The 26,862-nt window shown below is 74.0% G+C and carries 21 protein-coding genes; 11 read left to right on the forward strand and 10 right to left on the reverse strand.

What is annotated here, in order from left to right:
- Nucleotides 1–49: 49 nt before the first annotated feature.
- Nucleotides 50–1,501: a maltokinase N-terminal cap-like domain-containing protein gene (locus ACFVHK_RS07045; RefSeq protein WP_376928176.1), complete on the forward strand. Its 1,452-nt coding sequence runs from the start codon at nt 50–52 to the stop codon at nt 1,499–1,501.
- A 24-nt stretch (nt 1,502–1,525) separates the two neighbouring features.
- Here the strand turns inward: ACFVHK_RS07045 and ACFVHK_RS07050 are convergent, their stop codons facing one another.
- Both ACFVHK_RS07050 and ACFVHK_RS07055 read right to left on the reverse strand, forming a co-directional pair.
- Nucleotides 1,526–1,978, reverse strand: a complete 453-nt coding sequence (locus ACFVHK_RS07050; RefSeq protein WP_129235732.1) for a methyltransferase family protein — start codon at nt 1,976–1,978, stop codon at nt 1,526–1,528.
- A gap of 66 nt (nt 1,979–2,044) precedes the next feature.
- On the reverse strand, nt 2,045–3,748 hold the full coding sequence (locus ACFVHK_RS07055) for an acyl-CoA dehydrogenase family protein (protein WP_376928177.1): 1,704 nt from the start codon (nt 3,746–3,748) through the stop codon (nt 2,045–2,047).
- An 82-nt stretch (nt 3,749–3,830) separates the two neighbouring features.
- Here ACFVHK_RS07055 and ACFVHK_RS07060 point away from each other — a divergent pair, with 82 nt between their 5' ends.
- Nucleotides 3,831–6,596 (forward strand): cation-translocating P-type ATPase, encoded by a 2,766-nt coding sequence (locus tag ACFVHK_RS07060; RefSeq protein ID WP_376928178.1) that lies wholly within the window; start codon nt 3,831–3,833, stop codon nt 6,594–6,596.
- Between the two features lie 3 nt (nt 6,597–6,599).
- Here ACFVHK_RS07060 and ACFVHK_RS07065 read toward each other — a convergent pair whose 3' ends face one another.
- Complete coding sequence (locus ACFVHK_RS07065; RefSeq protein WP_376928179.1) at nt 6,600–9,671, reverse strand: DEAD/DEAH box helicase; 3,072 nt, start codon at nt 9,669–9,671, stop codon at nt 6,600–6,602.
- 176 nt (nt 9,672–9,847) lie between these two features.
- Between ACFVHK_RS07065 and ACFVHK_RS07070 the strand changes: the two genes are divergently transcribed.
- A complete protein-coding gene (locus ACFVHK_RS07070; RefSeq protein ID WP_376928180.1) occupies nt 9,848–10,678 on the forward strand; it encodes an MOSC domain-containing protein in 831 nt (276 codons plus the stop codon).
- Between the two features lie 8 nt (nt 10,679–10,686).
- Here the strand turns inward: ACFVHK_RS07070 and ACFVHK_RS07075 are convergent, their stop codons facing one another.
- Nucleotides 10,687–11,400 (reverse strand): hemerythrin domain-containing protein, encoded by a 714-nt coding sequence (locus ACFVHK_RS07075; protein WP_376928181.1) that lies wholly within the window; start codon nt 11,398–11,400, stop codon nt 10,687–10,689.
- 193 nt (nt 11,401–11,593) lie between these two features.
- Here ACFVHK_RS07075 and ACFVHK_RS07080 point away from each other — a divergent pair, with 193 nt between their 5' ends.
- Nucleotides 11,594–12,001 (forward strand): ester cyclase, encoded by a 408-nt coding sequence (locus ACFVHK_RS07080; RefSeq protein WP_376928182.1) that lies wholly within the window; start codon nt 11,594–11,596, stop codon nt 11,999–12,001.
- A gap of 12 nt (nt 12,002–12,013) precedes the next feature.
- On the opposite strand, the gene ACFVHK_RS07085 is transcribed toward ACFVHK_RS07080, so the two are convergent.
- Together ACFVHK_RS07085 and ACFVHK_RS07090 are read right to left on the reverse strand one after the other, a co-directional pair.
- A complete protein-coding gene (locus ACFVHK_RS07085) occupies nt 12,014–13,663 on the reverse strand; it encodes a LuxR C-terminal-related transcriptional regulator (protein WP_376928183.1) in 1,650 nt (549 codons plus the stop codon).
- Between the two features lie 181 nt (nt 13,664–13,844).
- A complete protein-coding gene (locus ACFVHK_RS07090) occupies nt 13,845–14,207 on the reverse strand; it encodes a winged helix-turn-helix transcriptional regulator (protein ID WP_129235379.1) in 363 nt (120 codons plus the stop codon).
- A gap of 109 nt (nt 14,208–14,316) precedes the next feature.
- On the opposite strand from ACFVHK_RS07090, the gene ACFVHK_RS07095 reads away from it, so the two are divergent.
- Both ACFVHK_RS07095 and ACFVHK_RS07100 read left to right on the forward strand, forming a co-directional pair.
- Nucleotides 14,317–15,192, forward strand: a complete 876-nt coding sequence (locus tag ACFVHK_RS07095) for an SDR family oxidoreductase (RefSeq protein WP_376928184.1) — start codon at nt 14,317–14,319, stop codon at nt 15,190–15,192.
- Nucleotides 15,193–15,330: 138 nt separating this feature from the next.
- A complete protein-coding gene (locus ACFVHK_RS07100) occupies nt 15,331–16,386 on the forward strand; it encodes a DUF389 domain-containing protein (protein WP_376928185.1) in 1,056 nt (351 codons plus the stop codon).
- 7 nt (nt 16,387–16,393) lie between these two features.
- On the opposite strand, the gene ACFVHK_RS07105 is transcribed toward ACFVHK_RS07100, so the two are convergent.
- Nucleotides 16,394–16,597: a hypothetical protein gene (locus ACFVHK_RS07105; RefSeq protein WP_376928186.1), complete on the reverse strand. Its 204-nt coding sequence runs from the start codon at nt 16,595–16,597 to the stop codon at nt 16,394–16,396.
- Between the two features lie 346 nt (nt 16,598–16,943).
- On the opposite strand from ACFVHK_RS07105, the gene ACFVHK_RS07110 reads away from it, so the two are divergent.
- The 3 genes from ACFVHK_RS07110 (at nt 16,944) to ACFVHK_RS07120 (ending at nt 20,800) form a co-directional block, all read left to right on the forward strand.
- Nucleotides 16,944–17,831 carry a bifunctional helix-turn-helix transcriptional regulator/GNAT family N-acetyltransferase gene (locus ACFVHK_RS07110; protein ID WP_376928187.1) on the forward strand — a complete coding sequence of 296 codons (888 nt, stop codon included), beginning with the start codon at nt 16,944–16,946 and terminating at the stop codon, nt 17,829–17,831.
- 32 nt (nt 17,832–17,863) lie between these two features.
- Entirely contained in the window at nt 17,864–19,027 is a 1,164-nt protein-coding gene (locus ACFVHK_RS07115; RefSeq protein WP_376928188.1) for an amidohydrolase, read from the forward strand.
- Between the two features lie 99 nt (nt 19,028–19,126).
- The gene (locus tag ACFVHK_RS07120; protein WP_376928189.1) at nt 19,127–20,800 is read left to right on the forward strand and encodes a CocE/NonD family hydrolase; all 1,674 of its coding nucleotides are present in this window, start codon (nt 19,127–19,129) and stop codon (nt 20,798–20,800) included.
- A 31-nt stretch (nt 20,801–20,831) separates the two neighbouring features.
- On the opposite strand, the gene ACFVHK_RS07125 is transcribed toward ACFVHK_RS07120, so the two are convergent.
- Both ACFVHK_RS07125 and ACFVHK_RS07130 read right to left on the reverse strand, forming a co-directional pair.
- Nucleotides 20,832–22,235: an MFS transporter gene (locus ACFVHK_RS07125; protein WP_376928190.1), complete on the reverse strand. Its 1,404-nt coding sequence runs from the start codon at nt 22,233–22,235 to the stop codon at nt 20,832–20,834.
- 58 nt (nt 22,236–22,293) lie between these two features.
- A complete protein-coding gene (locus tag ACFVHK_RS07130) occupies nt 22,294–23,496 on the reverse strand; it encodes a hypothetical protein (protein WP_376928191.1) in 1,203 nt (400 codons plus the stop codon).
- Nucleotides 23,497–23,690: 194 nt separating this feature from the next.
- Here ACFVHK_RS07130 and ACFVHK_RS07135 point away from each other — a divergent pair, with 194 nt between their 5' ends.
- Complete coding sequence (locus ACFVHK_RS07135; protein WP_376928192.1) at nt 23,691–24,629, forward strand: DUF1254 domain-containing protein; 939 nt, start codon at nt 23,691–23,693, stop codon at nt 24,627–24,629.
- A 42-nt stretch (nt 24,630–24,671) separates the two neighbouring features.
- On the opposite strand, the gene ACFVHK_RS07140 is transcribed toward ACFVHK_RS07135, so the two are convergent.
- On the reverse strand, nt 24,672–26,012 hold the full coding sequence (locus tag ACFVHK_RS07140) for an NAD(P)/FAD-dependent oxidoreductase (protein WP_376928323.1): 1,341 nt from the start codon (nt 26,010–26,012) through the stop codon (nt 24,672–24,674).
- Between the two features lie 162 nt (nt 26,013–26,174).
- Between ACFVHK_RS07140 and ACFVHK_RS07145 the strand changes: the two genes are divergently transcribed.
- Nucleotides 26,175–26,774: a TetR family transcriptional regulator gene (locus ACFVHK_RS07145; protein ID WP_376928193.1), complete on the forward strand. Its 600-nt coding sequence runs from the start codon at nt 26,175–26,177 to the stop codon at nt 26,772–26,774.
- Nucleotides 26,775–26,862 lie beyond the last annotated feature (88 nt).

Genomic DNA, 26,862 nt, shown 5'->3' on the forward strand with positions numbered 1-26,862 from the left:
CCGCGTGTGGCACCTCGACGGCACGGACGGGCGGCAATATCGTTCAGGCATGGACAGCGCGCTGGCCGCGATCGCCGCATGGATGCCCGACCAGCGATGGTTCGCCGGGAAGGGCCACGCCCCGTCCCTCCGGCGGATCGGTGCCTGGGAGCTCCCCGTCGACGAGCCCGGCGTGCGCGTGATCTCGATGCTCGTCATGGACGACGCCCCCGAGCCGCCCGTGCTCTACCAGGTCCCCGTGGTCGAGCGCGCGACGCCCGGCCCCGCCGACGACGCGCACCTGATCGGCGTGCTCGACGACGGCACGCGCCTGTACGACGGTCCGCACGACCCGGCCTTCACCGATGCCCTCCTCGAGCTGATCACGAGCGGCGGTCGGGCGGTCGCGCACGGGGCGACGGCGATGGGGCACCCGGTCGCGCACGCGCCCGACGGGCGAGGTCCCGAGACGGATGCCGCGCGACGGGCGCGACGAGTTCCGGCCGGCGTCCTCGGCGGCGAGCAGTCGAACACGTCCATCGTGTACCGGCCCGAAGGCGCCCCGCCCGTGATCTGCAAGGTGTTCCGGCAGCTCCATCACGGCGACAACCCCGACGTCACCCTGCAGACCGCGCTCGGCATCGGCGGGTCGCCGCACATCCCGCCCGTCGTCGGCGACGTGCTCGGCGAGTGGGACGACGTCGGCCGCGCGGAAGGACGCGCACGCGGGCACCTGGCGTTCGCGCAGGAGTTCCTCCCCGGCGTCGAGGACGCCTGGCGCGTGGCCCTCCTCGCCGCGGCATCCGCCCGCGACTTCACCGAGGAGGCGCGCGCCCTCGGCGCAGCCGTGTCCGAGGTGCACGCCTCGCTCGGCGCGAGCTTCGGGCACGAGCCCGCGTCGCCCGACCTCATCGCCGCCGTCGCGGCGGCGTGGCGCCGTCGGCTCGCCATCGCGGTCGCGGAGGTCCCGGCGCTCGAGCCGCAGGAGGCGGCGATCGCCGCGGTCTACGCGCGGGCCGAGGCCGGCGCGTGGCCCGCCCTGCAGCGCGTGCACGGCGACCTCCACCTCGGCCAGGTGATCCTCGCCCCCGATCGGGGCTGGTTCCTGCTCGACTTCGAGGGCGAGCCGATGCGGCCGATGGCCGAGCGGCGACGGCCCGATCTCCCCGTGCGCGACGTCGCGGGAATGCTCCGCTCCTTCGACTACGTCGCCGGGGCCACCGAGCTCGTGCATCCTGAGCGAACCGACGACGCGCGCGCGTGGGCGGCCTCCGCCCGGCAGGCCTTCATCGACGGCTACGTCGGGGCATCCGGTATGGACCTCAGCGCCTACCGCGACCTGCTCGCGGCGTTCGAGCTCGACAAGGCCGTCTACGAGGCGATCTACGAGACGCGCAACCGCCCGGACTGGGCGCCGATCCCGCTGCGCGCGATCGCGCACCTGCTCGAGACCGGCCCGTTGCAGGCGTCGGCCGACGCGGCGGATGCCTCGGCGGCGCCGGCGGGCGATCCGACCGGGTGATGTCGTGCCGCTCGCGCGGCGGGCTCAGCGGATGCCGCGGGCCCAGAGCAGCAGCGGCGTGCGGTCGGCGTACTCGCGGTACGCGTCGCCGAACCGGTCGAGGAGCCGATGCTGCTCGAGGTGCGCCTTGACGACGAGCACGACCGCGAGGAGCACCCACACGACGATGAGCTCGATGCGCGCCCGCCAGATCACCCAGCCGGCGGCCGCGATGAGGAGCCCGACGTAGATCGGGTTCCGGGTCAGCCGGAAGACGCCGTCGGTCTTCAGCGTCGCGCCCTCGCGCGGCGCGACCCAGGGCACCAGGTCGCGGCCCAGCGCGACCACGCCGGCGCCGGAGAGCACCAGCCCCGTGATGACGAGCAGCACGGCGAGCACGGTCGCCTGCCGACCGGCCCAGAGCGGATCGCCGGGGAGCAGCAGGAGCGCGAGCAGCACGAACTGCGCGACGACGAGCCAGTTCGCGCGATCCTTCACCCGCCCATCCTCTCGCGCCGGAGGGCGAACCCGCCACGCGGCGGTGCCGACGCACGACGTTCCGCGTCAGGCGCGCGCGAGGATCGCCGCGACGTCGACGCCCGGCGGCAGCGCGCCGTACATCGATCCGCCGTCGCCCTCCAGTCGCGACCGCACGAACGCGTCCGCCACGGGCCCGGGAGAGTGCCGGAGCAGCAGCGCCGCCTGCAGCACGAGCGCGAGTCGCTCGGTCAGCTCGCGCGCGCGGAACGCGGCGGCCGAGACATCCGCCCCGCTCAGCTCGCCGACGACGGCTCGGACCTCGGCGAGCGCGAGGTCGAACGCGGGGTGCTCGCCCGCCGCCTCGCCGACGACGTCGAAGAACGCCATGAACGCCTCGGGTTCGCGGGCGAGCACGCGCAGCACGTCGAGCGCGATGACGTTGCCCGAGCCCTCCCAGATCGCGAGCAGCGGCTGCTCGCGGTAGCGGCGGGCGAGCGGGAACGCCTCCGTGTAGCCGTTGCCGCCGAGGCACTCGAGGGCCTCCGCGGCATGATCGGGCCCGCGCTTGCAGATCCAGAACTTGGCGACCGCGGTCGCGAGGCGTCGGAACGCCTGCTCGGACTCGCTCGCGTCGACGTCGTAGGCGCGGGCGAGCCGCAGGGCGGTGAGCGTCGCCGCCTCGGACTCGATCGCGAGGTCGGCGACGACCGCCGCCATCGCGGGCTGGTCGACGAGCAGCGCGCCGAACGCTCGACGGTGACGCACGTGCCAGGCGGCCTCGGCGACCGCCTGCCGCATGCCGGCCGCGGTGCCGATGACGCAGTCGAGGCGCGTGCGGGTCACCATCTGCACGATCGTCGCCACCCCGCGACCCTCCTCGCCCACCAGCCACCCGGTCGTGTCGTCGAGCTCGATCTCGCCGGACGCGTTCGACCGGTTGCCGAGCTTGTCCTTAAGCCGCTGGATGCGGACGACGTTGCGCGATCCGTCCGGGAGCACGCGCGGCACGAAGAAGCACGACAGCCCGCCCGGCGCCTGCGCGAGCACGAGGAACGCGTCGCTCATGGGCGCGCTGCAGAACCACTTGTGCCCGGTCAGGCCGTACTCGGCGCCCCATTCCGGGCGGATGCCGCCTGCCGCGCGCGGCACGGCCCGGGTCGTGTTGGCCCGGACGTCGGAGCCGCCCTGCTTCTCGGTCATCGCCATGCCGACGAGCGCGGAGGACTTGGGCGCCGCGTCGGAGCCGGCGCCGCCGCCCAGCCCGGGCTCGTACGTCCGGCTGAGGAGGCGTGGCATCCACTCCGCCTGCAGGCCGTCGGCGGCGTGCTCGAGCGTCGCGACCGCGGCGTGGGTCATCGACACCGGGCACGCGTGACCGGGTTCGACCTGCGCGAGGAGGAGGAAGGCGGCGGCGCGGTCGGCGTTCGCCCCCGGGCGCGGGTCGGCCCATGCCGACGTGTGGGCGCCCGCGGCGAGCGCGGCCGCCATGATGCGGTGGTACGACTCGTCGTACTCGACCTCGTCGATGCGCGTGCCCCAGCGGTCGTGCGTCACGAGCCGCGGCGGATTCGCGTTCGCGAGCTCGGCGTCGCGCTGGAAGGCCGCCCGGCCGACCATGCGGCCGAGCTCGTGCAGCGCCGGCGGCGCGGCATCCGCCTCGGCGCGCGCCGCACCCGGGAACGCGGCCGTCCCCCACCTCGCGACCGACTCGACGAGCGGGACGTTCGCGGCGAACTCGTCGACGCCCTCGCGGGGCGGAACCTGGTTCAGGACCTCGTGCGTGATCATCGTCGACCTCCGCCGTCCATTCTGCTGTGCCGGGCGCGCCGCGCCGCTAGGGTGTGGCCAGACGAGTTCCCGAGGGGGTCCGGTGAGCATCGACACGACGTCGCAGTCGCCGCAGTCGCCGGCGCCGGAGGAGTCCGGGACCGGCTGGTGGGCGCTGCAGCCCGACGAGGCGATCGCAGAAGCGCGGACCGACGGCTCACGCGGACTGGCGGCGCCCGAGGCGGCGGCCCGCCTCGCCGACGTCGGGCCGAATGCGCTCGTGAGCGCGCCGCCGCCGAGCATGTGGCGCATCGCCCTCGGCCAGGTCGGGCAGCTGATGACGCTCATGCTCATCGCCGTCGCCGTCGTGTCGCTCCTCATCGGACAGGTGTCGACCGCGATCATCGTGGCGATCCTCGTGCTCTACAACGTGATCAGCGGCACCCGGCAGGAGCTCAAGGCCCGCCGCAGCGTCGACGCGCTCGCGAAGCTGCAGACCCCGCAGGCGCGCGTGCTGCGCGACGGCTCGATCGCGCTGGTGCCCGCCACGCAGCTGGTGCCCGGCGACATCGTCGACCTCGAGGCCGGGGACCTCGTGCCCGCCGACGGGCGCATCCTGCGGGCGGCGAACCTCGAGACGCAGGAGGCCGCGCTCACGGGCGAGTCGCTGCCGATCCCGAAGGGCCCGACGGCGAACGCTCCCGACACGGCGCTCGCCGATCGCACCGCCATGGTGTTCCAGAACACCTCAGTGACCCGTGGCACCGCCCGCATCGTCGTCGCGGAGACCGGCATGCGCACGCAGATGGGCCGGATCGCGTCGATGCTCACCGAGGTGGACTCCGGGAAGTCGCCGCTGCAGCGCGAGCTCGACGGGCTGACGAAGGTGCTCGGCGTCATCGCCTGGGGTGCGGTCCTCGTCATCATCGCGATCGGCGCGTTCCGCGGGCAGAGCGTGACCGAACTGCTGTTCCTCGGCACCGCGGTCGCGATCTCCGCGATCCCGACCGGCCTGCCGGTGTTCGTGCAGGGCCTGCTCTCGTGGGGCGCGTCGAAGCTCGCCGACCAGCGCGCGATCGTGGCCTCCCTCAACGACGTCGAGACGCTCGGTGCGACGAGCGCGATCTGCTCCGACAAGACCGGCACGCTCACGATGAACGAGATGACGGTCCGTACGGCGTGGATGGGCGGCGACCACTTCCGCGTCACGGGCGAGGGCTACTCCTTCGACGGGCGCATGCTCGGCGCGACCGACGAGCCCGTCGAGGCCGCCACGCTGGGGCTCGCGATCAGCCTGCCGAACGACGCGACCGTGTCGACCGACGGCACGGTGGTCGGCGACCCGACCGAGGCGGCGATGATCGTGCTCGGCGCGAAGCTCGGCATCGACGCGGATGCCGCCCGCCGCGACTTCCCGCGCCTGGCCGAGGTGCCGTTCGACTCCGACTACAAGTTCATGGCGACGCTGCAGCGGATGCCGGTGCGCGGCGAGACCCGCCTGGTCCTGCTCGTCAAGGGCGCACCCGACGTCGTGCTCGGCCGCTGCACGACCATGCTCACGCGTGAGCGCGAACTCGCACCCGTCGATGCCGCGAGCGCGACCGCCGAGCTCGAGGAGATGTCGGCGACGGGCCTGCGCACGCTCGCGGTCGCCGCGCGATTCGTCGACGACGCAGACGAGGGCCGCGTCGCCGCCGACCCGATGTCGTGGGTCGACGAGCTGGCGCTGATCGGCCTGGTCGGCATCGTCGACCCGCTGCGCGCCGAGGCGAAGGCGGCCGTCGAGGTCGCTGCGAGCGCCGGCATCGAGGTGCGGATGATCACGGGCGACCACGCGGTCACGGCCGGCGCGATCGGCCGCGAGCTCGGGCTCGGCGCAGGCGCGGTGAGCGGCGCCGAGCTGCAGGCGATGAGCGACGAGGAGCTCACCCGGCGGCTCCCGGACCTCCACGTCTTCGGGCGGGTGACCCCCGACGACAAGCTCCGTCTCGTGCGGCTGCTGCAGGCGCAGGGCGAGATCGTCGCGATGACGGGTGACGCGGTGAACGACGCCGCGGCGATCAAGCAGGCCGACGTCGGCGTGGCGATGGGCTCCGGCTCCGAGGTGACGAAGCAGGCCGCGAAGCTCGTGCTCACCGACGACAACTTCGCCACGCTCGTCCATGCGGTCGAGCTCGGTCGGATCGTGTACGCCAAGATCACGGCGTACCTGCGCTTCCAGATGACGCAGCTGATCAGCCTGATCCTGCTGTTCCTCGCGGCCAGCGCGTTCCAGATCGCGGACGGCGTCGCGCTCTTCCCGCAGCAGGTGCTGTTCCTGAACTTCTTCGTGACGCTGTTCGCGGTGCTGGGCATCGCGGCCGACGCACCGCCGCCGGCGACGATGACGGAGCCGCCGCGGAACCCGAAGCTCGGCATCGTGAACCCGCACTCGGTCGCCGAGTGGCTCGGCTACGGCGCAGTGATCTTCCTCATCACGCTCGTGCCGCTCGTCTGGGGTCCGGACGAGCCCAGTGCCGACGGGCCGACCGCCTCGATGACCATGGCCTACGTCGTCGTCGGCCTGGCCACGGTGGTCAGCGCACTGCTCATGCGCCGCTCGCCCGAGTCCGGACTCGTGCCGCCGATCGCGGCGATCGCGAAGTTCCTGGTGTGGCCGGTCGTGATCATCGTGCTCTCGACCGAGCTGGGCTTCCTGCAGCAGCTGCTCGGCACCGTCTCCCTCACGGGGTGGCAGTGGCTCGAGTGCATCGTGCTGCTGCTGTTCCTCATCGTCGCGGTCGAGGGCGACAAGTGGATCCGACGGCTCCGCGCGACCGAGCGGGAGCGGATGGCGGAGCAGCAGCGGGCCCTGGCGACCGCGTCCTAGCGGCTACCCCTCGAGCAGGCCGCGCAGGTCGTCGGCGTCGAACCCCGCGCCGGAGACGGCCCCGTCGCCATCGCCGTCGGCTGCGGCGTCGCCGCCGTCGATCACGGATGCCACGAGCTCGCCCTTCTTCGCCTTGAGGTCCATGACCTTCTGCTCGATCGTGCCCGCCGCGACGAGGCGGTAGACCATGACCTGCTTGTCCTGCCCGATCCGGTGGGCACGGTCGACCGCCTGCTCCTCGCTCGCAGGGTTCCACCACGGGTCCATGAGGAACACGTAGTCGGCCTCGGTCAGGTTCAGCCCGAACCCGCCCGCCTTCAGGCTGATGCAGAAGACGGATGCCTCGCCGGCCCGGAAGCGCGCGACCTCCTCGTCGCGGCGGTTCGCGGGCGTCGACCCGTCGAGGTGCGCGTACGGCACGCCCGCCGCCTCGAGGCGAGCGGTGATGCGGTCGAGGAAGGTGGTGAACTGGCTGAACACGAGCGCGCGGTGACCCTCGGCGAGCACGTCGTCGAGCTGTTCGAACAGGGCGTCGAGCTTCGCCGACGGGATGCCGGCGTGGCGTTCGGCGTCGACGAGGCTCGCGTCGAGCGCGAGGAGCCTGAGCAGCGTGAGCGACCGGTAGACGATGAACCGCTGCCGGTCGAGGTCGTCGAGGAGGCCGAGGAGCTTCTGCCGTTCGCGCTGCAGCACGACGTCGTAGAGCCGCCGGTGCTCGGGCGCGAGGTCGACCTCGAGCACCTGCTCCTGCTTCGGCGGCAGCTCGGGCGCGACGGCCTCCTTGGTGCGGCGCAGCACGAGCGGGCGGATGCGGCGGCGCAGCCGGTCGAGGCGCTCGCGGTTGCCGTCCTCCTCGATCGGCCGGCGGTAGCGCTCGTCGAACGCGCGCCGCGACGGGAAGAGGCCCGGCGCGACGATCCGGAGCACCGCCCACAGCTCGCCGAGGTGGTTCTCGAGGGGCGTGCCGGTCACCGCGATCCGGAACGGCGCGCGGATGCCGCGGGCGGCCTCGTGCACGCGCGTCGCGGCGTTCTTCACGAACTGGGCCTCGTCGAGGATGAGCCCGCCCCATTCGACGTCGGCCAACTCCTCGGCATCGAGCCGCAGCACGGCGTACGTCGTGACGACGAGGTCGGCGCCCGCCGCGATCGCGGCGAGCGTGCGGCGGCGCTTCGCGGTCGTGGCGGTGACGGATGCCACGCGCAGGCCGGGCGTGAAGCGGGCGGCCTCGCTGACCCAGTTCGAGGCGACCGAGGTGGGGGCGACCACGAGGAAGGGGCGCGCGGCGCCGGGGGCGGCGCCGGGGGCCGCTGCCGCCGCGGCATCCGTCGCCGCCTGCTCGAGCGCGTGCTGGACGAGCGCGAGGCACTGCACGGTCTTGCCGAGGCCCATGTCGTCGGCGAGCACGCCGCCGAGCCGGTTCGCATGGAGGAACGCGAGCCACCGGAACCCCTCGAGCTGGTAGGGCCGAAGCGGCAGCGCCAGGCCCGCAGGGGGCGGCAGCTCGGGCACCTCGCCATGCTCGAGCCCCGCGACCGTCGCCCGCCACGCGAGCGCGGGTTCGGCGACGTCCGCCAGGTCCTCGAAGTCGGCCCACAGGCTCGCGCGGCTCCGGTGGATGCGGATGCCCGTCTCCCACTCGTCGAGCGTGCCCGCCTCCTCGATGAGGTCGCGGAGCTCGTCGAAGACGGGCAGGTCGAGCGACAGCGTGGACTTGTCGACGAGCAGCATGCGCTTGCGGCCGGTGGCGAGTGCGCGGAAGAGCGGCATGAACGGGACCCGGCGGCCGCCGACCGTCACGACGACGCCGAGGTCGAACCAGTCGCGCTTGCGGCTCTCGACGAGCGAGACGGCGAGCTCGGGTCGTTCGGTCGCCTCACGGTAGTCGGGGCGTTCGCCGCGCACGTCGATGCGGAACCCGCCCGCGTTCCGCCCGACGAGGGCCTCGAGCCGCGGCATCCGCTCGATCGCGAACTCTGCCGCGTCGATGCCGCGGAGGAGGACGGCCTCGAACGGCACCCAGCCGAGCTCGTCGGCCACTCGCGCGACGAGGTCCTCATCGAGCTCCGGGTCGGGCCCGGCAGACGGGTCGACCTCGCTCGTGCGGCCGTCGGCGTGCTCCCACCGCCATGCGAGGCGCAGCACGTCGTCGGGCTCGTACCGGGCGTCGAGCACGAGGGTCGCGGGCGGCGTCGGCGGGAGCTCGAAGCTCTCGTCGCGACTCGTGATCGCGAGCGTGCGGGCGAGCGGGTGCACGTGGGCGGCGAGGAACTCTGGCACGTCGGCCGCGGGCACCCGGATCGTCTCGGGCGCGCCGAGGAGGGCGAGTTCGGCCGGGCCGAGACCGCCCGCGACGGGCGCGAGCTCGATCCGCCCCGCGTCGAGGTCGAAGCGGTAGAGGCCGTGCGCCACTATCGGGCGGATGCCGGCGCCGGCGCCCGTGCTCCCGGAGCCGTCGCCGAGCGGTCGCGGCTCACCGTCGAGCGTGAGGGTCGGCGCGAGCACGAGGTCGCCGTCCGCGCGGCTCGCGTCGAGCCCGAGCGTCGCCGATCCGTGCAGCACGACCGCGGGCGTGACGTCGGACCCGACGAGGGCGATGCCGAGCCGGCCCGCCTCGACGAGGAGCGCCCAGAGCAGGGGGCTCTCGAAGTCGTCGAGCGTGATCCACTCGGAGCCGTACACGTGCACCGACGGCGTCGTGCCCTTGAGCATCGCGAATTGCGCGAACCAGCGCGACTGCGCCGGGTCGACGCCCGCGGCGGAGGCCTGGTAGGCGATGTTCTGCCAGGTGAGCCCGTTCTTCACCCAGGCGCCGCGGGCGCCCTGCGCGACCGGCCGGACGGCGAGCCGGTCGACCCCGGACGCCCGCCGGGCGGGCTCGTCGCGCGGTCCGCGCCACTCGTCGCTGCGTCGGCGGACGCGGCGGCGCAGCTCGAACTGGAGCCCGAGCGGCCGGAGATCCGCCGTTCCGCGCGCGGATGCGGCATCCGTCGGCTCGTCGGTCGCCGGAGCGGCGCCGCCCGCGTCGAGGCCCACGAGGGCGGCCCGCCAGTCGGGCGTACGGTCGGCGGGCATGAGGTCCATGCTCGCACGCACGGCCGACCATCGACCCGTGCGCGCGCGCCGTCAGGTCGCCGGCACCAGCCTCGCCGTCGCGCGGTGTCGCGGCCGGGGCTTCGGTCCCACGGGCTCGCGTGGGACGCGGCGCGGTGGGTCGGGGCCGGGGCGCGAGCGTCGGCTAGCGTGGCGGGATGCAGGTGACCCGCCTCCGCGTCTACCCCGTCAAGTCGTTCGCGGGCCGCGATGCGACGTCGGCCGTCGTGCGGCCGTGGGGGCTCGAGGGCGACCGTCGCTGGGGGGTCGTCGAACCCGATGGCACGCCCGTGACCGCGCGCGAGCGCAACGCGCTCCTCGCACTCACCGCCGAACCGCTCGCCGACGGCGGGCTGCTGCTCTCCGCGCCCGGCGATGCCGAACCGCTGCGCGTCGACCCGCCGCTCGGCGCGGCGCCGATCCCGGTCGGCCATTCCCGCCAGCAGGAGGCACTGCCGGCGGGCGACGAGGCCGATGCCTGGTTGAGCGAGCGCATGCGGATGCCGCTGCGGCTCGTCTGGCAGCCCGACCCGCGGCACCGGCCCGTGAACCCCGCGCACGGCGGACGGCCCGGCGAGGGGCTGAGCCTCGCCGACGCCGGGCCCCTGCTCCTCGCGAGCGAGGCGTCGCTCGCGCAGCTGGACGCCTGGACGCCCGACGACGTGCCGCCGCTCGACATCGTGCGGTTCCGTCCGAACGTCGTCGTCGACGGCGACGCGCCGTTCGCCGAGGACGCCTGGACCCGCGTGCGCATCGGCGGCGTCCGCTTCCGCTTCGGCGAGGTCTGCGACCGCTGCGTCATGACGACGATCGACCCCGAGACCCTCGCTCGCGGGAAGGAGCCGATCCGCACCCTCGCGAAGCACCGGAAGTGGGACGGCGCGACGTGGTTCGGCGTCCGCCTCATCCCGGAGCTCGACGGCGCCGGCGCGTCGGCCTCCGCCCACCGCATCGCGATCGGCGACGAGGTCGAGGTCGAGGTCGGCTGAGCCCGACCTCAGCCGGAGGTCTCGCCCCAGAGGGCCGCGCGGTTCGCCGCGTAGTCGCGGCGCCCGACGAACCGCCACGCGAGCCGCACCGGCGCCGGAAGGTGCTCGTGCAGCCACTCGTCGCCGCCGTCGGGCTGCGCGGCGAGGATCGCCCCGAGCTGCTGCCAGGTCCTGCCCTTCGGCGTGGCCTTCCTGCCGTGGACGCCTGCCGCGTCGACCTCCTTCTGGGTGAGCACGGTCTCCATGACCGGCACGATGGTCGACTCCTCGTCCGGGAGGTGGACGGCGAGCGCGCGGTTCACACCGTGGAGGGCGAGGAGCACCGGAGCGGCGTCGACGCTGCGCCCGCTCGAACGCCACGCCGGCAGCGCGGCGTCGAGCTCGCGGAGGTGCACGAGCATCTCGGCGTGCTGCGCCTTCATCCGCTCGACGTGGCCGGCGCACGCGGGCGCACGTTCGTCGAGCGTGTCCCACAGGTGCTCGTCCTCGAACTCGTGATGCGCGTGCAGGCTCCCCGAGATGAGCGAGAGGTGGTCGCCGACGACGTCGGCGTGCGCCGCGTCGGCCTCGGCGACCCGCACGACGAGCTTCGGCCCCTCGGCGAACTCGGACCGGAACATCCGGTGGATCTCGATCATGCCCCGGGCGTCGCAGGTCTTCGCCGACCCGCCGGGGCGGCCGCCCGGGCGGTCGCCGCTGGGCGGCAGTGCGGACGCGGCCATGTGATCCCCCGATCGTCGCGACGGATGCTGCTGCGCGCGAGGCTACGGCCCGATCGCGACCCGGGGCAAGCCCCTCGTGGCCCCGCATCCGGGTGGCATCCGGCGCCGCGCGGAATGGCGAATCCTCACCATGCTCGAACGACGGGGCGGTGGGAGCGTTGGCGGTGTCCCGACGCAGCGAGAGGAGCAGATCATGGACACCACCGACGTCGTACGCCGATTCCTCGAGGCCTGGAGCACCCAGGACCTCGACACGGCGGCCGGCCTCGTGACGGACGACTTCGTCAACAACTCGTCGACCAGCCAGGGCCGGGAGGGCGTCATCGAGGAGGGGCGGTTCTGGTTCGGCGCCTTCCCCGACGCCCGGGTCTCGATCGAGGACCTGATCGCCGACGGCGACAAGGTCGTCGCGCGCACCCACGCGACCGCGACGCACCTGGGCGAGTTCCTCGGCGTCCCGTCGACCGGGCGGACCGTCGAGCTCGACGAGATCGACATCTTCCGCGTCGAGGGCGACTCGATCGCCGAGTCGTGGTCGGTCCCGGACCTCTTCGGCCTCATGAACCAGATCGGCGCCTTCGAGCACGCGGGCGCGGACTGACCCGTCCAGCGGTCAGCCGGACCGGAGCAGGTGCGCGTGCATCGCCGCCTCGGTCCGGCTCCGCACGCCGAGCTTGCCGAGCACGTTGCTCACGTGATGGCCGGCCGTGACCGGGCTGATGTGGAGGCGCTCGGCGATCTCGGCGTTGGTCAGGCCCTCGGCGACGAGCAGGAGCACCTCCCGCTCGCGCTTGGTCAGCGTGCCGACCCGCTTCGGCCCGACGCGGCCGCGCCCGCCGAGCGACCTGGAGAGCGCGTCCGCCTCGTCCGCCTCGGCGACGAGGCCCGCCCGGTCGAGCACCGCGGCGGCCGCCCGAGCCTCGGCGGCCGAGGAGCCCGTGTCCCCGGACGCGGCGAGCGCCTCCGCCAGCAGGACCCGTGCCCGTGCCGCATCCGGCGGCATGCGGAGGCGGTCGTACCGTTCGGCCGCGGATCGGAACCCCTGCCCGGCGGCATCGGCCTCGCCGCGGGCGAGGCGCAGGCGTGCGGCCGCGACGTCGGCGAGCGCACGGTGCGCGTCGTCGCCGGATGCCGCGGCGAGCCGTGAGATCCGGTCGACCGAGGTCTCGGCGCCGGCGAGGTCGCGTCGGTCGACCTGGACCGGCACGAGCATCGCGAGGACGGGGATCGCGGCGATCGAGTCCGCTCCGACCTTTCCGAGGCGGCGATGCAGCACCGACGAGGCCGCGCCGGTCTCGCCCCGGGCGAGGTGGATGCCGACGACGGCCCGCACGCACTCCGGCCGGCCCTCGACGCCCACGACCAGCCGCTCGGCCTCCTCGAGCCGGCCCTGGGCGACCCGCAGCTCGGCGAGCCGCGCCGCGGGTTCGACGCAGCGCGAGGCGTGTCCGCCTGTCTCCATCCGGTCGATCGTCCAGGTCAGCCAGCGCTCGGCGCCCGCCGTGTCGCCGCGTGCCGCCAGGATGCCCGCGCAGCACGACCCGCAGAAGCCGAGCAGGGTCGGGTGCGGTCGAAGCCCGAGGAATCGCTCGGCGACGCCGCCCCACTGCTCGAGCCGTCGTCCGTCGAGGGTCTCGTAGCACGCGGCGACCATGTCGCAGCACGTCTCCGCGAACACCTCGGGCTCCTCCGCCTCGCCCGCCGACGCCGCCGCCATCGCCTCGTCGAGCCGGGCGATGCCGGCGTCCGTGCGCCCGGACCGCACCAGGCCGAGTCCCGACCGCCCGAGCGCCCGGATCTCGAGCGCCGCGTCGCCCGTGTCACGGGCGACGGCGAGCGCCTCCTCGGCGGACGCCGCGATCCGGACGGGGTCGGTCTCGAGGGTGCTGCGGGCGAGCGCGAACCATCCTCGCGCCGTCGGGTCGCCGCCGGACGCGAGTCGCTCGGCGCGGCCGAGCCATCCCCGGGCGATGGCCTCCCGGCCGGGCGTCGACGCGAGCTCGATCGCCAGCCAGGTCGCAATCCGGGCGGCATCGGCATCCCGCCCCGCCCGGCGGTACGCCGTGTAGGCGCGCGTGCGCATCGCGATCGCCTCCGCGGTCTCGCCGATCCACCACAGGGCCCGGCCGAGGCCGTCGAGCGCCGCGGCACTCGGCCGCACGGCGAGCACCTCGGTGAACGCGAGGCGCGCATCCTCCCACCGCGCCTCGGCCACCGCCGACGCGGCGTCGTCCATCCGCCGGTCGACCTCGTCGCCGTCCACGGCTGCCGGCCTCCTCACCTCGGACCGGCGGCATCTTGCGTCGTGCGGGCTCCGAGGGCGGGTCGGCCCCCCGGTCGTCGGCGGTGGATGCCGCTGCTCCGGACGCTACGACGTCACGGGTCGCGCGGCAAGGCCGGGCGACCCTCGGCCGAGTCGGCCCCGATCGTGATCCCGGCACCCGTCAGCGCGCGACGATCCCATCGGCGTGCGACGCGACCCACTCGACGAGCGGGAGCATCCGGTCCATCAGCTCGCGCCCGAGGTCGGTGAGCGAGTACTCGACGCGGGGCGGCACCTCGGGGTAGCTCGTACGGGAGACGAGCCCGTCGGCCTCGAGGGTCCGGAGCGTCGAGGCGAGCATCTTCTCGCTGATGCCCTCGACCTCTCGGCGCAGCTCGCCCCAGCGGAGCGTGCCGTCGGTGAGGGCGAGCAGCACGAGCACGCCCCACTTGCTCATGATGTGGTCGAGGACGACACGCGTCGGGCAGCCCTCCATGAAGACCTCGCCGGACGTCTCCCGGATCTGAGCAAGACTTACCGCCATGTGCGTACCTTACTTCAAAGTGGGTACCGCCGAAAGGGAAGGTATGCGGCATCCGCCCGGTTGGCCTCGGTGAACCGACACCGTCGGAACCGATCGAACGGAGTTCCCCATGACCATCCTCGTCACCGCCGCCTCCGGCAACCTCGGCCGCCTCGTCGTCGAGGCGCTGCTCGCCCGCGGCGCCTCCCCCGCCGACGTGATCGCCGGCGCCCGCGACACGGCCAAGCTCGCCGACCTCGCGGCACGCGGCATCCGCACCGCCGTCGTCGACTACGACCAACCCGACACCGTCGCCGCCGCGCTCGAGGGCGTGGACGCCGTGCTGCTCGTCTCCGGCACCGCCTTCGGCGAGCGCGTCGCCCAGCACCGCACCGTCATCGAGGCGGCGAAGGCGGCCGGCGTCGCCAAGCTCGCCTACACGAGCGGACCCAAGGCGTCCACGAGCGACCTCGTGCTCATGCCCGAGCACCGCGGCACCGAGGAGGTCATCGCCGAGGTCGGCGTCCCGGCCGTCATCCTCCGCAACAATTGGTACACCGAAAACTATGCGCAGGATGTCGCGGTCGCGGCCTCGACCGGGGTGATCGCCGCGGCGACCGGCACCGGTCGGGTCGCGTCGGCACCGCGCCGCGACTACGCCGAGGCCGCAGCGGTCGTCCTCCTCGAGGAGGGGCACGTCGGCGAGGTCTACGAGCTCGGCGGCGACGAGCCCTGGACGTTCGCGGAACTCGCCGCGGCGGCATCCGAGGTGCTCGGCCGCGAGGTCGCGTTCGCCGACCAGACGCCGCAGGAGCGCATCGCCTCGCTCATCGAGGCAGGCCTCGACGAGGGCACGGCCGGCTTCGTCGCGGCGATCGACGAGGGCATCGCGCGCGGCGACCTCGCCGAGTCGGACGGGACGCTCGCGCGCCTCATCGGGCGTCCCACGACGCCGCTCGTCGACGCCCTCCGGGACCTCGTGGAGACGCAGCGCGCCGCCGCCTGAGCGCATCCGGCGATCGATGGCGAGGCGGATGCCGCGACACGAGCGGCCGCGGCCGACCGTGCCGCGGCATCCGCCACCGCCCGTCGTACGCTCGGCTGAGCACCGGGATCGCGCCCCGGTCGAGCCGAGGAGCCAGCCATGTCCCAGCCTCCCGCCGCGCAGCCGTCGCCGGAGCACGAACCCGTCTACCCGCCTCCGCCCTCCGATGCGCTGAACCGCATCGAGGACATGCGCGAGTCGGTGTTCCTGGACGGGCCGAAGCGCCGTCGCAAGATCCAGCGCTTCTGGATCCTGCTCTCGCTCTCGTCCGTGATCGCCGCGGCGGGCGTCGTGGGCGATTCGACGGCGACCGTCATCGGCGCCATGATCGTCGCGCCGATGATGCTCCCGATCCAGGGCACGATGCTCGCGACCGTGCTGGGCGACCGGCGCAACCTCACGCTGTCGCTGCTCATGATGATCGGCGGTGCGGCGGCCGCGATCGCGATCGGCTACGCGGTCGGTCTGCTCGCGGCGAGCCCGATCACGGAGCAGACGAACTCGCAGGTGGCGGCCCGCGCCACGCCGGGCCTCATCGACCTCCTCGCCGCGCTCGCGACGGGAGCGGTCGGCTCGATCGCACTCGTCCGCAAGGACATCTCCGACACGCTGCCCGGCGTCGCGATCGCGATCTCGCTCGTCCCGCCGCTCGTCGTGGTCGGCATCGCCGCCGAGTCCGGCGACTGGGGCAGCTCGATCGGCTCCCTCATCCTGTTCATCGCGAACGTCGCGGCGATCCTCGGCACCGGCGTGGTGATCATGGCCGTCTACCGCGTGCAGCGATGGGGACGCATCGGGCACCAGCCCCCGCCCCCGGGGACCAAGACCGTGAACCGCAAGCGGTCGAACCTCGCGATCGCGGGGATGCTCGTGCTGGTCGCGATCCCCCTGACCGTGTCGACCTGGATCACGACGACCCTGAACACGCAGCAGGCGACGATCACGCAGGCGGCGAGGGCGTGGGCCCTGACGAGCGACCTCGACGTGATCTCGGTCGACTACGTCTCGGCGCTGTCGTACCTCGTGCGCATCACCGGCGGCGACCAGGCACCGGATGTCGCGGACCTCGCCGATCGGCTGACCACGGCGGGGGTCGACCCGTCGACGGTCGAGGTCGAGTGGATCCCGTCGGTGCGGATGAACGCCGGGGGCTGAGGCCGCATCAGTGCGCGCTGCGCGCCCGACCGAACTGGAGTCGGGCGAGCAGGCCCGCGCCGCGGGCGCCTCGGCCGGGTGCGGCGACGGCCTCGGCGACCCGGGCCGCGCCGCGGCGTGCGCGCGCCATGCGGCGCTCGGCGACGAACTCGGCCGTGCGCTGGTCGTGCTCGGTCACCTGCTGTGCGAGGAAGCCGTGTGCGAGGTCCATGATCCCGATCCCTTCGTGCGGTGGCTGACCACCTGCACTCAGGTTCCTCGCTGAGGTGGGCCACGCGTATCGGGAGGGTGTCCTATCTTGGGCCGCCGCCGTGCGTCGGACGGGCCTGAGGTACCTCAGGCCGGGCGGCGGCCGCAGGCCGGGCGGCGGCGGGGGTCCGGGCGGCGGCCGCAGGCCGGGCGCGCCGCCAGAATATGCAGGATGAGCCGGTCGATGAGTCGGATACGAGCAGGATGAGCCGCACCATCCTGCGAACTCGTGCCGTCGCGGTCGGCGGACCCCGTCCGAGAAGTTGCCCGGGCTGACATCCCGCAGTTCTCTGACTAGAGTCAGAGATATGGATGCCATCGCCAGGGTGCGGCAGTTCAACCGCACGGTCACCGAGCGGATCGGCGCGCTCGACGACGGGTACCTCTCGCGCGGCCGGCCCCTCGGCCAATCTCGACTGCTGTGGGAGATCGGCGCCTCGGGCGACGGCGGCGCGCAGCTCCGCGAGCTGCGCGAGCGGCTCGAGCTCGACAGCGGCTACCTCAGCCGGCAGCTCCGGGCACTCGAGGCCGATGGGCTCGTGCGCGTCGAGACGTCGCCCGACGACACGCGCGTGCGCGTCGCGCGACTCACGCCCGCCGGGGTCGCCGAGCGCGCCGAGCTCGACCGTTCGTCCGACGCGCTCGTCGGCGGCATCCTCGACCCGCTCACCGACCGGCAGCGGGAACGGCTGCTCGCCGCGATGGACGAGGTCGGGCGCCTGATGACCGCCTCGGCGGTCGAGGTCCGCACCGTCGACCCGGCCGACCCGGCGGCCCGGGCGAGCGTCGCCGCGTACTTCACCGAACTCGCCTCGCGGTTCGACATCGGCTTCGACCCGGCGCGCACCCGTCCCACGCCCGACGACGAGTTCCGCGAGCCGAACGGCACGTTCCTCGTCGCGTTCCTGCACGGCGATCCGGTCGGCTGCGTCGGCCTCAAGCTGCACGGCGACGAGCCCGCGGAGGTCAAGCGGCTCTGGGTCGCGTCGAGCACGCGGGGCCTCGGCCTGGGGGCGCGGCTGCTCCGAGAGATCGAGGCGGCAGCGGCCGGACTCGGGGTGGCCGCCGTCCGGCTCGACACGAACCGCACGCTCACCGAGGCGATCGCGATGTACCGCTCGCACGGCTACGTCGAGATCCCCGACTTCAACGGCGAGCCCTACGCCGACTTCTGGTTCGAGAAGCGCCTCGGGTAGTCGCCGCGACCGGATCGCGAGAGGATCGCGGCATGGGCGCGGATACCGTGCAGCACCTGGCCGAGGCGATCGAGCGGATGCCGCTCGTCGACCACCACGTGCACGGCATGCTGCCCGACCCGACCGCGGCCGACCTGCTCGGCGCGCTCACGCAGGCCGACCACACCGCGTCGCCCGCCGACGTGTTCGACAGCGCGCAGGGGTTCGCGCTGCGACGACACTGCGCGCCGCTCCTCGGACTGCCGGCCTTCGCGAGCCCCGACGACTACCTCGCCGCGCGCGGCGCGCTGGGACCGGATGACGTCGCCCGCCGGCTCCTCCGCGCCTCCGGCGTCGCCGCGTACCTCGTCGACGACGGCCACCGCCCCGACCTGTTGATGGCGGACGAGCGGATGGCGCGACTGGCCGGCGCGCCCACGCATCGCGTCGCCCGGCTCGAGACCATCGCCGAGACCGTGCTCGCGCAGAGCGCATCAGCTGCCGAGTTCGCCGACCGGCTGGAACCCGCATTGGAGCAGGCCGCCGCCGACGCGGTCGGCTTCAAGACCGTCGCCGCGCATCGGTGCGGCCTCGACCTCGACCCGTCGAAGCCGACCTCGATCGAGCTGCGCTCGGCGGCCGACGCGTGGTTCGCCGAGGCCGCCGGCCCCGGGGCATCCGCCCGCCCGCGCCTCACGGACCCGACGATCATCCGCCGCCTCATCTGGTGGGCGCTCGAGCGCGGTGCGGTCCTGCAGGTCCACGCCGGGTTCGGCGACGCCGACCTAGTGCTCGAGCGCGCGAATCCCTCCCGCATGCAGCCGCTCGTCGCGGCCACGGCGGGCACCGGCGGGCGCATCGCGTTCCTGCACTGCTACCCGTACGTGCGCGAGGCGGGCTGGCTCGCCCACGTCTTCCCGCACGTCTTCCTCGACGTCGGGCTCGCGGTCGGCTTCCTCGGCGCGAACGCCGACTCGGTCGTGCGCGAGTCGCTCGACCTCGCGCCGTTCTCGCGCGTGCTGTTCTCGACCGACGCGTGGGGCGTTCCCGAGCGCGTGCTGCTCGGCGCACGGCTGTGGCGGGATGCCGCGGCGCGCGTGCTCGGCGGGTACGTCGAGGACCACGGCTGGCCGATCGACGAGGCGATCCGCGTCGCGGAGGGCATCGCGTGGCGCAACGCCGAGGCGCTCTACGGTCGGGCGTTCGTGGAGGCGTGACCCGCTCGGGGACGTCCGGTCGCGGCGGGCGCGCGCTACATTGACAGCGCGGGGGCGGCGCCGGCCCGGCCCCGGGACGGGCGACCGTGAGGAGACGGCATGACCGCGACGCGCTGGCGGATCACGAAAGCCCTGGACCGGCGACTCTGGCGCGGCGTCGAGCTCGGCTCGCACGACATCACCGTGCAGCGCGACCTGCGGACGCCCATGGACGACGGCGTCGAACTGCTCGGCGACCTCTATCTCCCGGTCGACGTCGACGGCCGCATGCCGACCATCGTGATCCGCGGCCCGTACGGTCGGCGCGGCGGGATCGGCACGATCGCCCGCGTGCTCGCGTACTCCGGGTTCCCGGTCCTGTTCCAGAGCTGCCGCGGGACCTGGGGCTCGGGTGGCGAGTTCAGTCCGTGGGTCGACGAGCAGCGCGACTCCATCGCGACCTACCGCTGGGTGCGGCGCCAGCCGTGGTTCACCGGTCGTCTCGCGACCACCGGGGAGAGCTACATGGCCTACGCCGAGTGGGCGGCCGCGGGAACGCTGCAGCGCGAGCATCCGGAGGACGCGCCGGAGGCGCTCGTCGTGGAGGTGGCGCTGACCGACTTCGGCTCGGTCGCCTGGGAGAACGGGGCGTTCGCCCTGAACACCGCGCTGGGCTGGAGCCGGGGAATGGACCGCCTGCGCCAGGGCCCCGCGGCGATGCTCGGGATGCTCCTGCCGGATCGCGCGCTGAAGCAGGCCCTCGACGTCCTGCCGCTCGGCGCGGGGGACACCGCCGCCGCCGGCCATCCCATCGAGTGGTACCAGCAGTGGCTCCGGCACGAGGACCTCGCCGACGAGTACTGGACGCGGCAGTCGCACGCGGCGTCCGTCGCCGACGTGACCTCACCGGTGTTCATGACCACCGGGTGGTACGACCTCTTCCTGCCCTCGCACCTGCGCTCGTACCGGCGCCTCGTCGAGGCGGGGAACCCGCCGCGCCTGACCATCGGGGCCTGGAGCCACCGATCGCCGGAACGCGCCTCCGCGTCGCATCCCGACACCGTCGCCTTCCTCCGCGAGACGTTCCTCGGCGACGCGTGGGACCGACCGGCGCCGGTGCGCGCGTACCAGACGGGGGCCGAGCGCTGGCATGACCTTCCCGAGTGGCCGCCGCCGACCGCCGACCGGGTCTGGCACCTGGGCGCGGACCTCGGGATGGCCCCGGATGCCGCGGCGCCGGGCATCACGTCGTACACGTACGACCCGCAGCACCCCACGCCCGCCGTCGGCGGTCCGATGCGACAGCGGGGTGCCGAACCGGTCGACAATGCCGAGCACGAGCAGCGGCCGGATGTCGCAACCTACCGATCCGGCCCGCTCAGCGCGCCGCTCGACGTCGCGGGCGAGCCCGTCGCGACCGTGCGCGTCCGATCGAGCGCGCCCAGCTTCGACGTGTTCGTCCGCATCACCGACGTGCACCCGGACGGACGCTCGATGACCGTCTGCGACGGGATCCGACGCATCGGCTCGGCCGGCACGGTCGCGACCGACCCCGACCCGGACGACGACGGGTTCCGCGAGGTGGCGGTGACGCTGTGGCCGACCTTCCACCGGTTCGCCGCCGGACACCGCCTCGGCGTCCAGGTCGGCTCGGGCGCGCACCCGCGCTTCGCGCGGAACCCCGGAACCGGGGAACCCGCGGTCGACGCCGCCGAGACGGTCGTCGCGCACCAGGAGATCGCCCACGGCGGGTCCACCGGGACCCGCATCACGCTGCCGGCGTGGTCGCCCTGACGACCCGAGTCGGGTTCAGCCGGGCGGCGACTCAGGCTCCAGGCACGCCGGCCCGGCGCGGGATCGACAGCGACGCGAGCACCCCGAGCCCCGCGAGCACGACGAGCACCGCGAACGCCGCGCCGTAGTCGGCGTCGTCCGGCCCCGCGCCGCCCACGGCGAGCGCCGCTGCGACCCCCGCCGCGCCGAGCGCGCCGCCGACCTGCCGCGCCACCACGTTGACGGCGGTCGTCACGCCGACCTCGTCGTCGGGCACCTGGTCGACGAGCACGTTCACCATGCCCGCCGAGGCCACGGCGATGCCCGCGCCGAGGAGCACGGTCCCGACCAGCAGCGCCGCGAAGTCGCGCGTCGCGGCGAAGATCACCAACCCGCCGGCGGCGGCGGTCACGGCGCCGAGCAGCACCGGCGCGCGGGTGCCGATGCGGCGGCGCAGCACGCCGGAGAGCGGCCCGACCGCGAGCATCGCGAGGGATGCCGGCAGCAGGAGCAGCGCGGCATCCGTCACCGTTCGTCCGAGCCCGCGTCCGGTCTCGGCGGGGGCCTCAGCGAAGGCGGGCAGTAGCACGAAGCTGCCGAGCAGCGTGGCGCCGAGCAGCATGGCGGTCAGGTGCGTCGACCAGACACCGCGTCGCCGGAGCGTCCGCGGATCGACGAGCGGATCCGGGCTGCGGTGCTCGCGGACGAGCCACGCCGCGATCAGGCCGGCGCCGAGCGCGAGGCATCCGGCCGTCGCGACCGCGGGCAGCGGCCACTGCGGCGCCTCGGTGAGCGCGACGAGGAGGGCGGCGAGCCCGAGCGACAGCCGCACCGCCGAGCGCACGTCGAGGTGCACGTCGGGGTGGGTCGGGATGTGCGGGAGCGACGCGGCGATGAGCAGTTCCGCGGCGGCGAGGAACGCGAGCGGCACCCATGACAGCGCCCGCACGCCGACGTGGTCGACGAGCAGCCCGGCGATCACGACGCCGAAGCCCGTGCCGGTCGCGAAGGTCGCGGTGACCAAACCGACCGCGGCGGCGCGACGACGCGTCGGCACGACGTGGGGTACGCAGGCGATCGCGAGCGGGAACGCCCCGCCCGCGAGTCCCTGCACGGCGCGCCCGGCGATGAGCCAGCCGAGGTCGGGAGCGAGCGCCGCCATGACGAGGCCGATCGCGACGACGGGCAGGAGCATCAGCAGCATCCGCCTCGCACCGAACGCGTCGCCGAGTCGGCCGAGGACCGGCGTCGAGGCGACCGCGACGATGAGCGTCGCGGTGAGCGCCCAGCTCGACTCGGCGACCGTGGCGGAATACGACTCGGCCGTGAGCGCGAGCGTCGGGGCGCTCATCGCCTGCGGCAGCACGGCTCCGAACGTGGCGAGCACGAGCCCGGCGATCGCAGCGACGCCCCGCACGCCGACCCGCTCCGGCGCAGGCGGCATGGGCGGGTTCACGCGATCCACGGTACTTCGGTACCGACGCGCCGAACGGGACGACCGCCCGCTCCCGTCCCTACGGGCCGCCACCGCCGCCGTCGAAGCCACCGCCGTCGAAGCCACCGCCGCCCTCGAAGCCACCGATGCCTCCGCCGTCGAACCCGTCGCCGGCGGCGCCGCCGTAGATCGCGCCCCGCCCCCACCCCCTGGTCTCGCTGAAGTACCCGCCATCGGTGTTCAGGCCCCGCTGCTCCAGGAGCCGATTCCCGAGTCGCCCGTCGTCGCGGTCGCCGACGGCGATCGGCTGGACGAGTGCCCCGGCGGCCACTCGGAGGCACGACGCGAGCCGCTCCGGAGTGGCCGGCTCCGATGAGCCGTACCAGCGGGACTCGGCATCGCGCAGCGTGAGCGTCGCGGCCGCCCGTGCGATGACCTCGTCCTGGCCGAAGAGCACGGCCCACGGGAGCGCCGATCGGGCGGCGGCCACGTCACGGAGGTCGGCGCCGGCGATCCGTTCGCGCAGGTCGTTCGCCCGCTCCCGCAGTGCGAGTCCGGTCGCGTTGAGGGGGATCCAGCGCGGAAGCACGGCACGTACGACGAGTGAGACCGCACCGACGGCGAGCGCGATCCAGGCGATCGAGTCATCCGTCCCCTTCCCGATGAACTGGGCGACGAAGCCGAGCACGACGCCGGCGACCCCGGCGACGGATGCCGTGCGGAATCGTCCGACGGGCCGCGGCTCGCGGTAGCGCCCGGCCGTGTCGAGGAACCGTCGGCGGGTGGCCCAGGCGAGCTCGCCGTTCTGCACCACGACGCGGTCGACGGGAACGGTGGCGCCGTGCGCGATCACGGAGGCCGTGCCCGTGGCCCCCGGCCCGAAGACGGCGAGGACGAGGTCGGGCGACGCGTCGCGCGGAGTCCCCGCCCTCGACGAGGGCAGGTCGGACGCGTAGACGAGGCGGATGCCGCGAGCCGAATCGACGTCCTCGCTCGCGCCACCCGGGCGACGGTCCTCGATCGTGAGCACGCCGTCGAGCGCGAGCTCGACCACGGCTGCGGGCAGCCAACGGTTGGATGCGGAACCGGAGACGTACGCGACCGGAAGCAGTCCGACCGTCTCCGGGTCGACGAGCGACGGGTCCGCCGCGGCGCGCGGCTTCTGGAACCACGCGACGACGAGCGAACCGACGGCCGTGGCAGCCACGAGCGATGCGAACAGAGCGATGAGCGGCAGCACCGCGAGACCCAGCCCGCTCCCGCCCGACGCAGCGAGGTCCATCCGTCGCTCCCGACTCGGCGCGACCGTGCGTGCCGCTGACTCGCACGGTACTCCGATCGCGGGCCCGGGACCACGTGCGACGCGGTCCTCGACGGCCGCGCACGTCTGGGCGGCCGCGCGGGACCGACGTCCCCCGCGGCATCCGTCGCACACTAGGCTGTGCCCGACCGTCCACCGATCCGGGGGGAACCGAGATGGCCGAGCTCGTCAACGTCGACAACTTCGCACGCGCCGAGACGAATCGCATGTTCGCGGCATTCGCCGCGCAATCGGGCGGCACCGGGCGCTGGGTGCACAGTCGGACGCCCACGCCGCTCGACAACCAGCCGGTCGTCCGGCAGAACCGCGACACGCTGTACAGCATGGCCGTGATCGACGTGACCGACGGCGCGACGGTCACGATCCCCGACCCCGGCGACCGATACCTGTCGCTCATGATCGTGGACCAGGACCACTACATCCCCACCATCCTCCACGAGCCCGGCGAGCACCGGCTGACCGCCGACGACTTCGACACGCAGTGGGTCGTGCTCGTGCCCCGGATCTTCGTGAACCCGGACGACCCGGACGATGTCGCCGCCGTCAACGCGCTCCAGGACGGGCTCGTCCTCGACGCGACGACCGGCGGGCCGTTCCCGATGCCCGAGTACGACGAGGCGTCGCTCGCCGAGACGCGGAACGCACTGCTCGCCCTCGGCCGAGGCGTGCGGGGCTTCACCACGGCGTTCGGCCGTCGCGACGAGGTGGATCCCGTGCACCACCTGATCGGCACGGCGGTCGGGTGGGGCGGACTGCCGAAGTCGGAGGCGTTCTACCTCAACGTCGAACCGAAGCTGCCGCTCGGCGCCTATCGGCTCGAGCTCGGCGACGTGCCGGTCGACGCGTTCTGGTCGGTCACGGTGTACAACCCGAAGGGCTTCATGGAGGTCACGGACGGCCTGGTGAGCGTGAACAGCACGACCGCGACCCGCAACGACGACGGCACGACGACCGTGAACTTCGGGGGGCCCGACGACGGCCGACCGAACCGCCTCGGCCTGATGGAGGGCTGGAACTACGGCGTGCGGATGTACCGGCCCCGGACCGAGGTCCTCGACGGGTCGTGGATGTTCCCGGAGGTGCAGCCCGCCTGAGACGGGTCAGCGGCAGGCGACGGGTCAGCGGCAGGCGACGGGTCAGCGGCCCGCGACGAGGTCGGCGACCCTCGCGATCGGCGAGGTGGTCGCTCGACCGCGCAGCTCGGCGCGGTCGGCGGCGTGGTACGCGGTGTAGATGGCCTGCACGGCGAGCCAGCGCAGCGGTTCGACCTCCCACCGCTTCGCACGGTGGTTCACCCACGGCAGCCGCGTGAGCTCGGTGTCGCGGCCGAGCACGAGGTCGCGGAGCGTGCGGCCGGCGAGGTTCGTCGCGGTCACGCCCGTGCCGACGTAGCCGCCGGCCCAGCCGAGCCCGGTCGCCGGGTCGAGACCGACCGTCGCGGCCCAGTCGCGCGGGACGCCGAGCACCCCCGCCCAGGCGTGCTCGATCGCGGCGCCCGCGGCGGCCGGGAAGTACCGGCGCAGCAGCTCGGTGAGGCTCTCGATGGTGCGCGGCTGGGTGGCGCCGTCGACGTCGACGCGCGAGCCGTACCGGTACGGCACGCCGCGACCGCCGAACGCGATGCGGTCGTCGGCCGTGCGCTGGGCGTACATGTAGACGTGGGCGAAGTCGCCGAGCGTCTCGCGGCCATTCCAGCCGATCTCGTCCCAGGCGGATGCCGCGAGCGGCTCGGTCACGATCATCGACGAGTTCATGGGCAGCCACGTGCGGTGCTCGCCGGCCAGGTTCGGCGTGAACCCCTCGGTCGCGCGGAGCACGTACTGGGCGCGCACGGTGCCGTGCTCGGTGCGCGCCGCGCCGGGCGCGATCTCGGTGACACGGGTGCCCTCGTAGATGGCGACGCCGAGCCGCTCGACGGTCGCCGCGAGCCCGAGCGCGAGCTTCGCGGGATGGACGCGGGCGCAGTGCGGATGCCACAGCCCCCCGAGCACGCCGGACACGTTCACGCGGGCCGCCGTCTCGCGGGCGTCGAGCTCCTCGACATCCGTCGCCGGCCACTCGCGCTCGGCCGCCGCGGCGGCGCGCAGGCGCGCGAGCTGTGCGGGCGCGGTCGCGATCTCGAGCTCGCCGCCCTTGTGGATGCCGGCGTCGATGCCCTCGGCGCCCGTGACGCGGATCACCTCGTCGACGGTCTCGTTCAGCGCGCGCTGCTGCGCGATCGCGGCGTCGCGGCCGTGGCTCTTCGCGTACTGCTCGCGACCGCCCGTGACCGAGTTGGTGAGCCATCCGCCGTTGCGGCCGGAGGCGCCGAAGCCCGCGAACCGCTGCTCGAGCACCGCGATCCGCAGGTCGGGCTGGTCGCGCTTGAGGTAGTACGCGGTCCAGAGGCCGGTGTAGCCGCCGCCGACGATCGCGACGTCGACGTCGAGGTCGCCCGCGAGCGCGGGGCGCTCGGCCGGCACGCCGACCTGCTGCATCCAGAACGAGACCCCGCCATTGGTGACTCCGTCGCCCGCCACACGTCCTCCATCTTTTTTCAAACAGTGTTTCACAACACCTGCAGCGACGTTAGTGTGGTGCCCGTCGGAATGTCAACGAGCGGATGCCGCGGCATCCGCCCCGCCGGAAGGGAGCCGCCGTTGCCGGCCGAAGTCGACACCGCCGAACGCCTGGCCGACATCGCGCGCGCCACGGTCGCCGTCGCCCAGGAGCGCGGCACGCACGCGGTCACCCTGCGCGCGGTCGCCGAGCGACTCGGCCGCTCCACCGCGTTCATCACGCACTTCGTGCCGAGCCGCGCCGAGCTCATGGCGAACGCCCTCGAACTCGCCCGAGCCCGCTGGGACGACGAGCGCCGCGACGAGCTCGGCGGCCTCGTCGGCGTCGAGCGACTCGCCGCCCTCACGCGTTGGATGTGCACCTCCTCCCCCGAGGAATCCGTGTTCCGCAGCCTCTGGATCGAGGTCATCGCCGACGTGCGCGCCGGCCACGACCGCGCCTACGACCTGCTCCGCACGGTGACGGATGCCACCTACGAGAGCTTCCTCGACGGCGCACGCGCCGCCGACCGCGAGGAGGCCGCACGGATCGCCGACATCCTCTACCTCTACTGCCGCGGCTACGAGGTGAAGTCGGTCGAGGATCCGGAGGGCTGGCCCGACGACCGCGTGCAGCACTCGCTCGAGCTGCTGCTGCAGGCGCTCGTCTTCGACCGGGCGGATGCCGCGGCATCCGCCTGACGCCGTCGGCGCCCACCCGCGACATCGCGTCCGGCGGCGGGTGGGACCAGCCGTGCTCTGCTTGGCGCAGCCCCGAAGGGAAGGCCGC

The sequence above is a fragment of the Agromyces binzhouensis genome, assembly GCF_042672355.1.
GTDB lineage: Bacteria > Actinomycetota > Actinomycetes > Actinomycetales > Microbacteriaceae > Agromyces > Agromyces binzhouensis.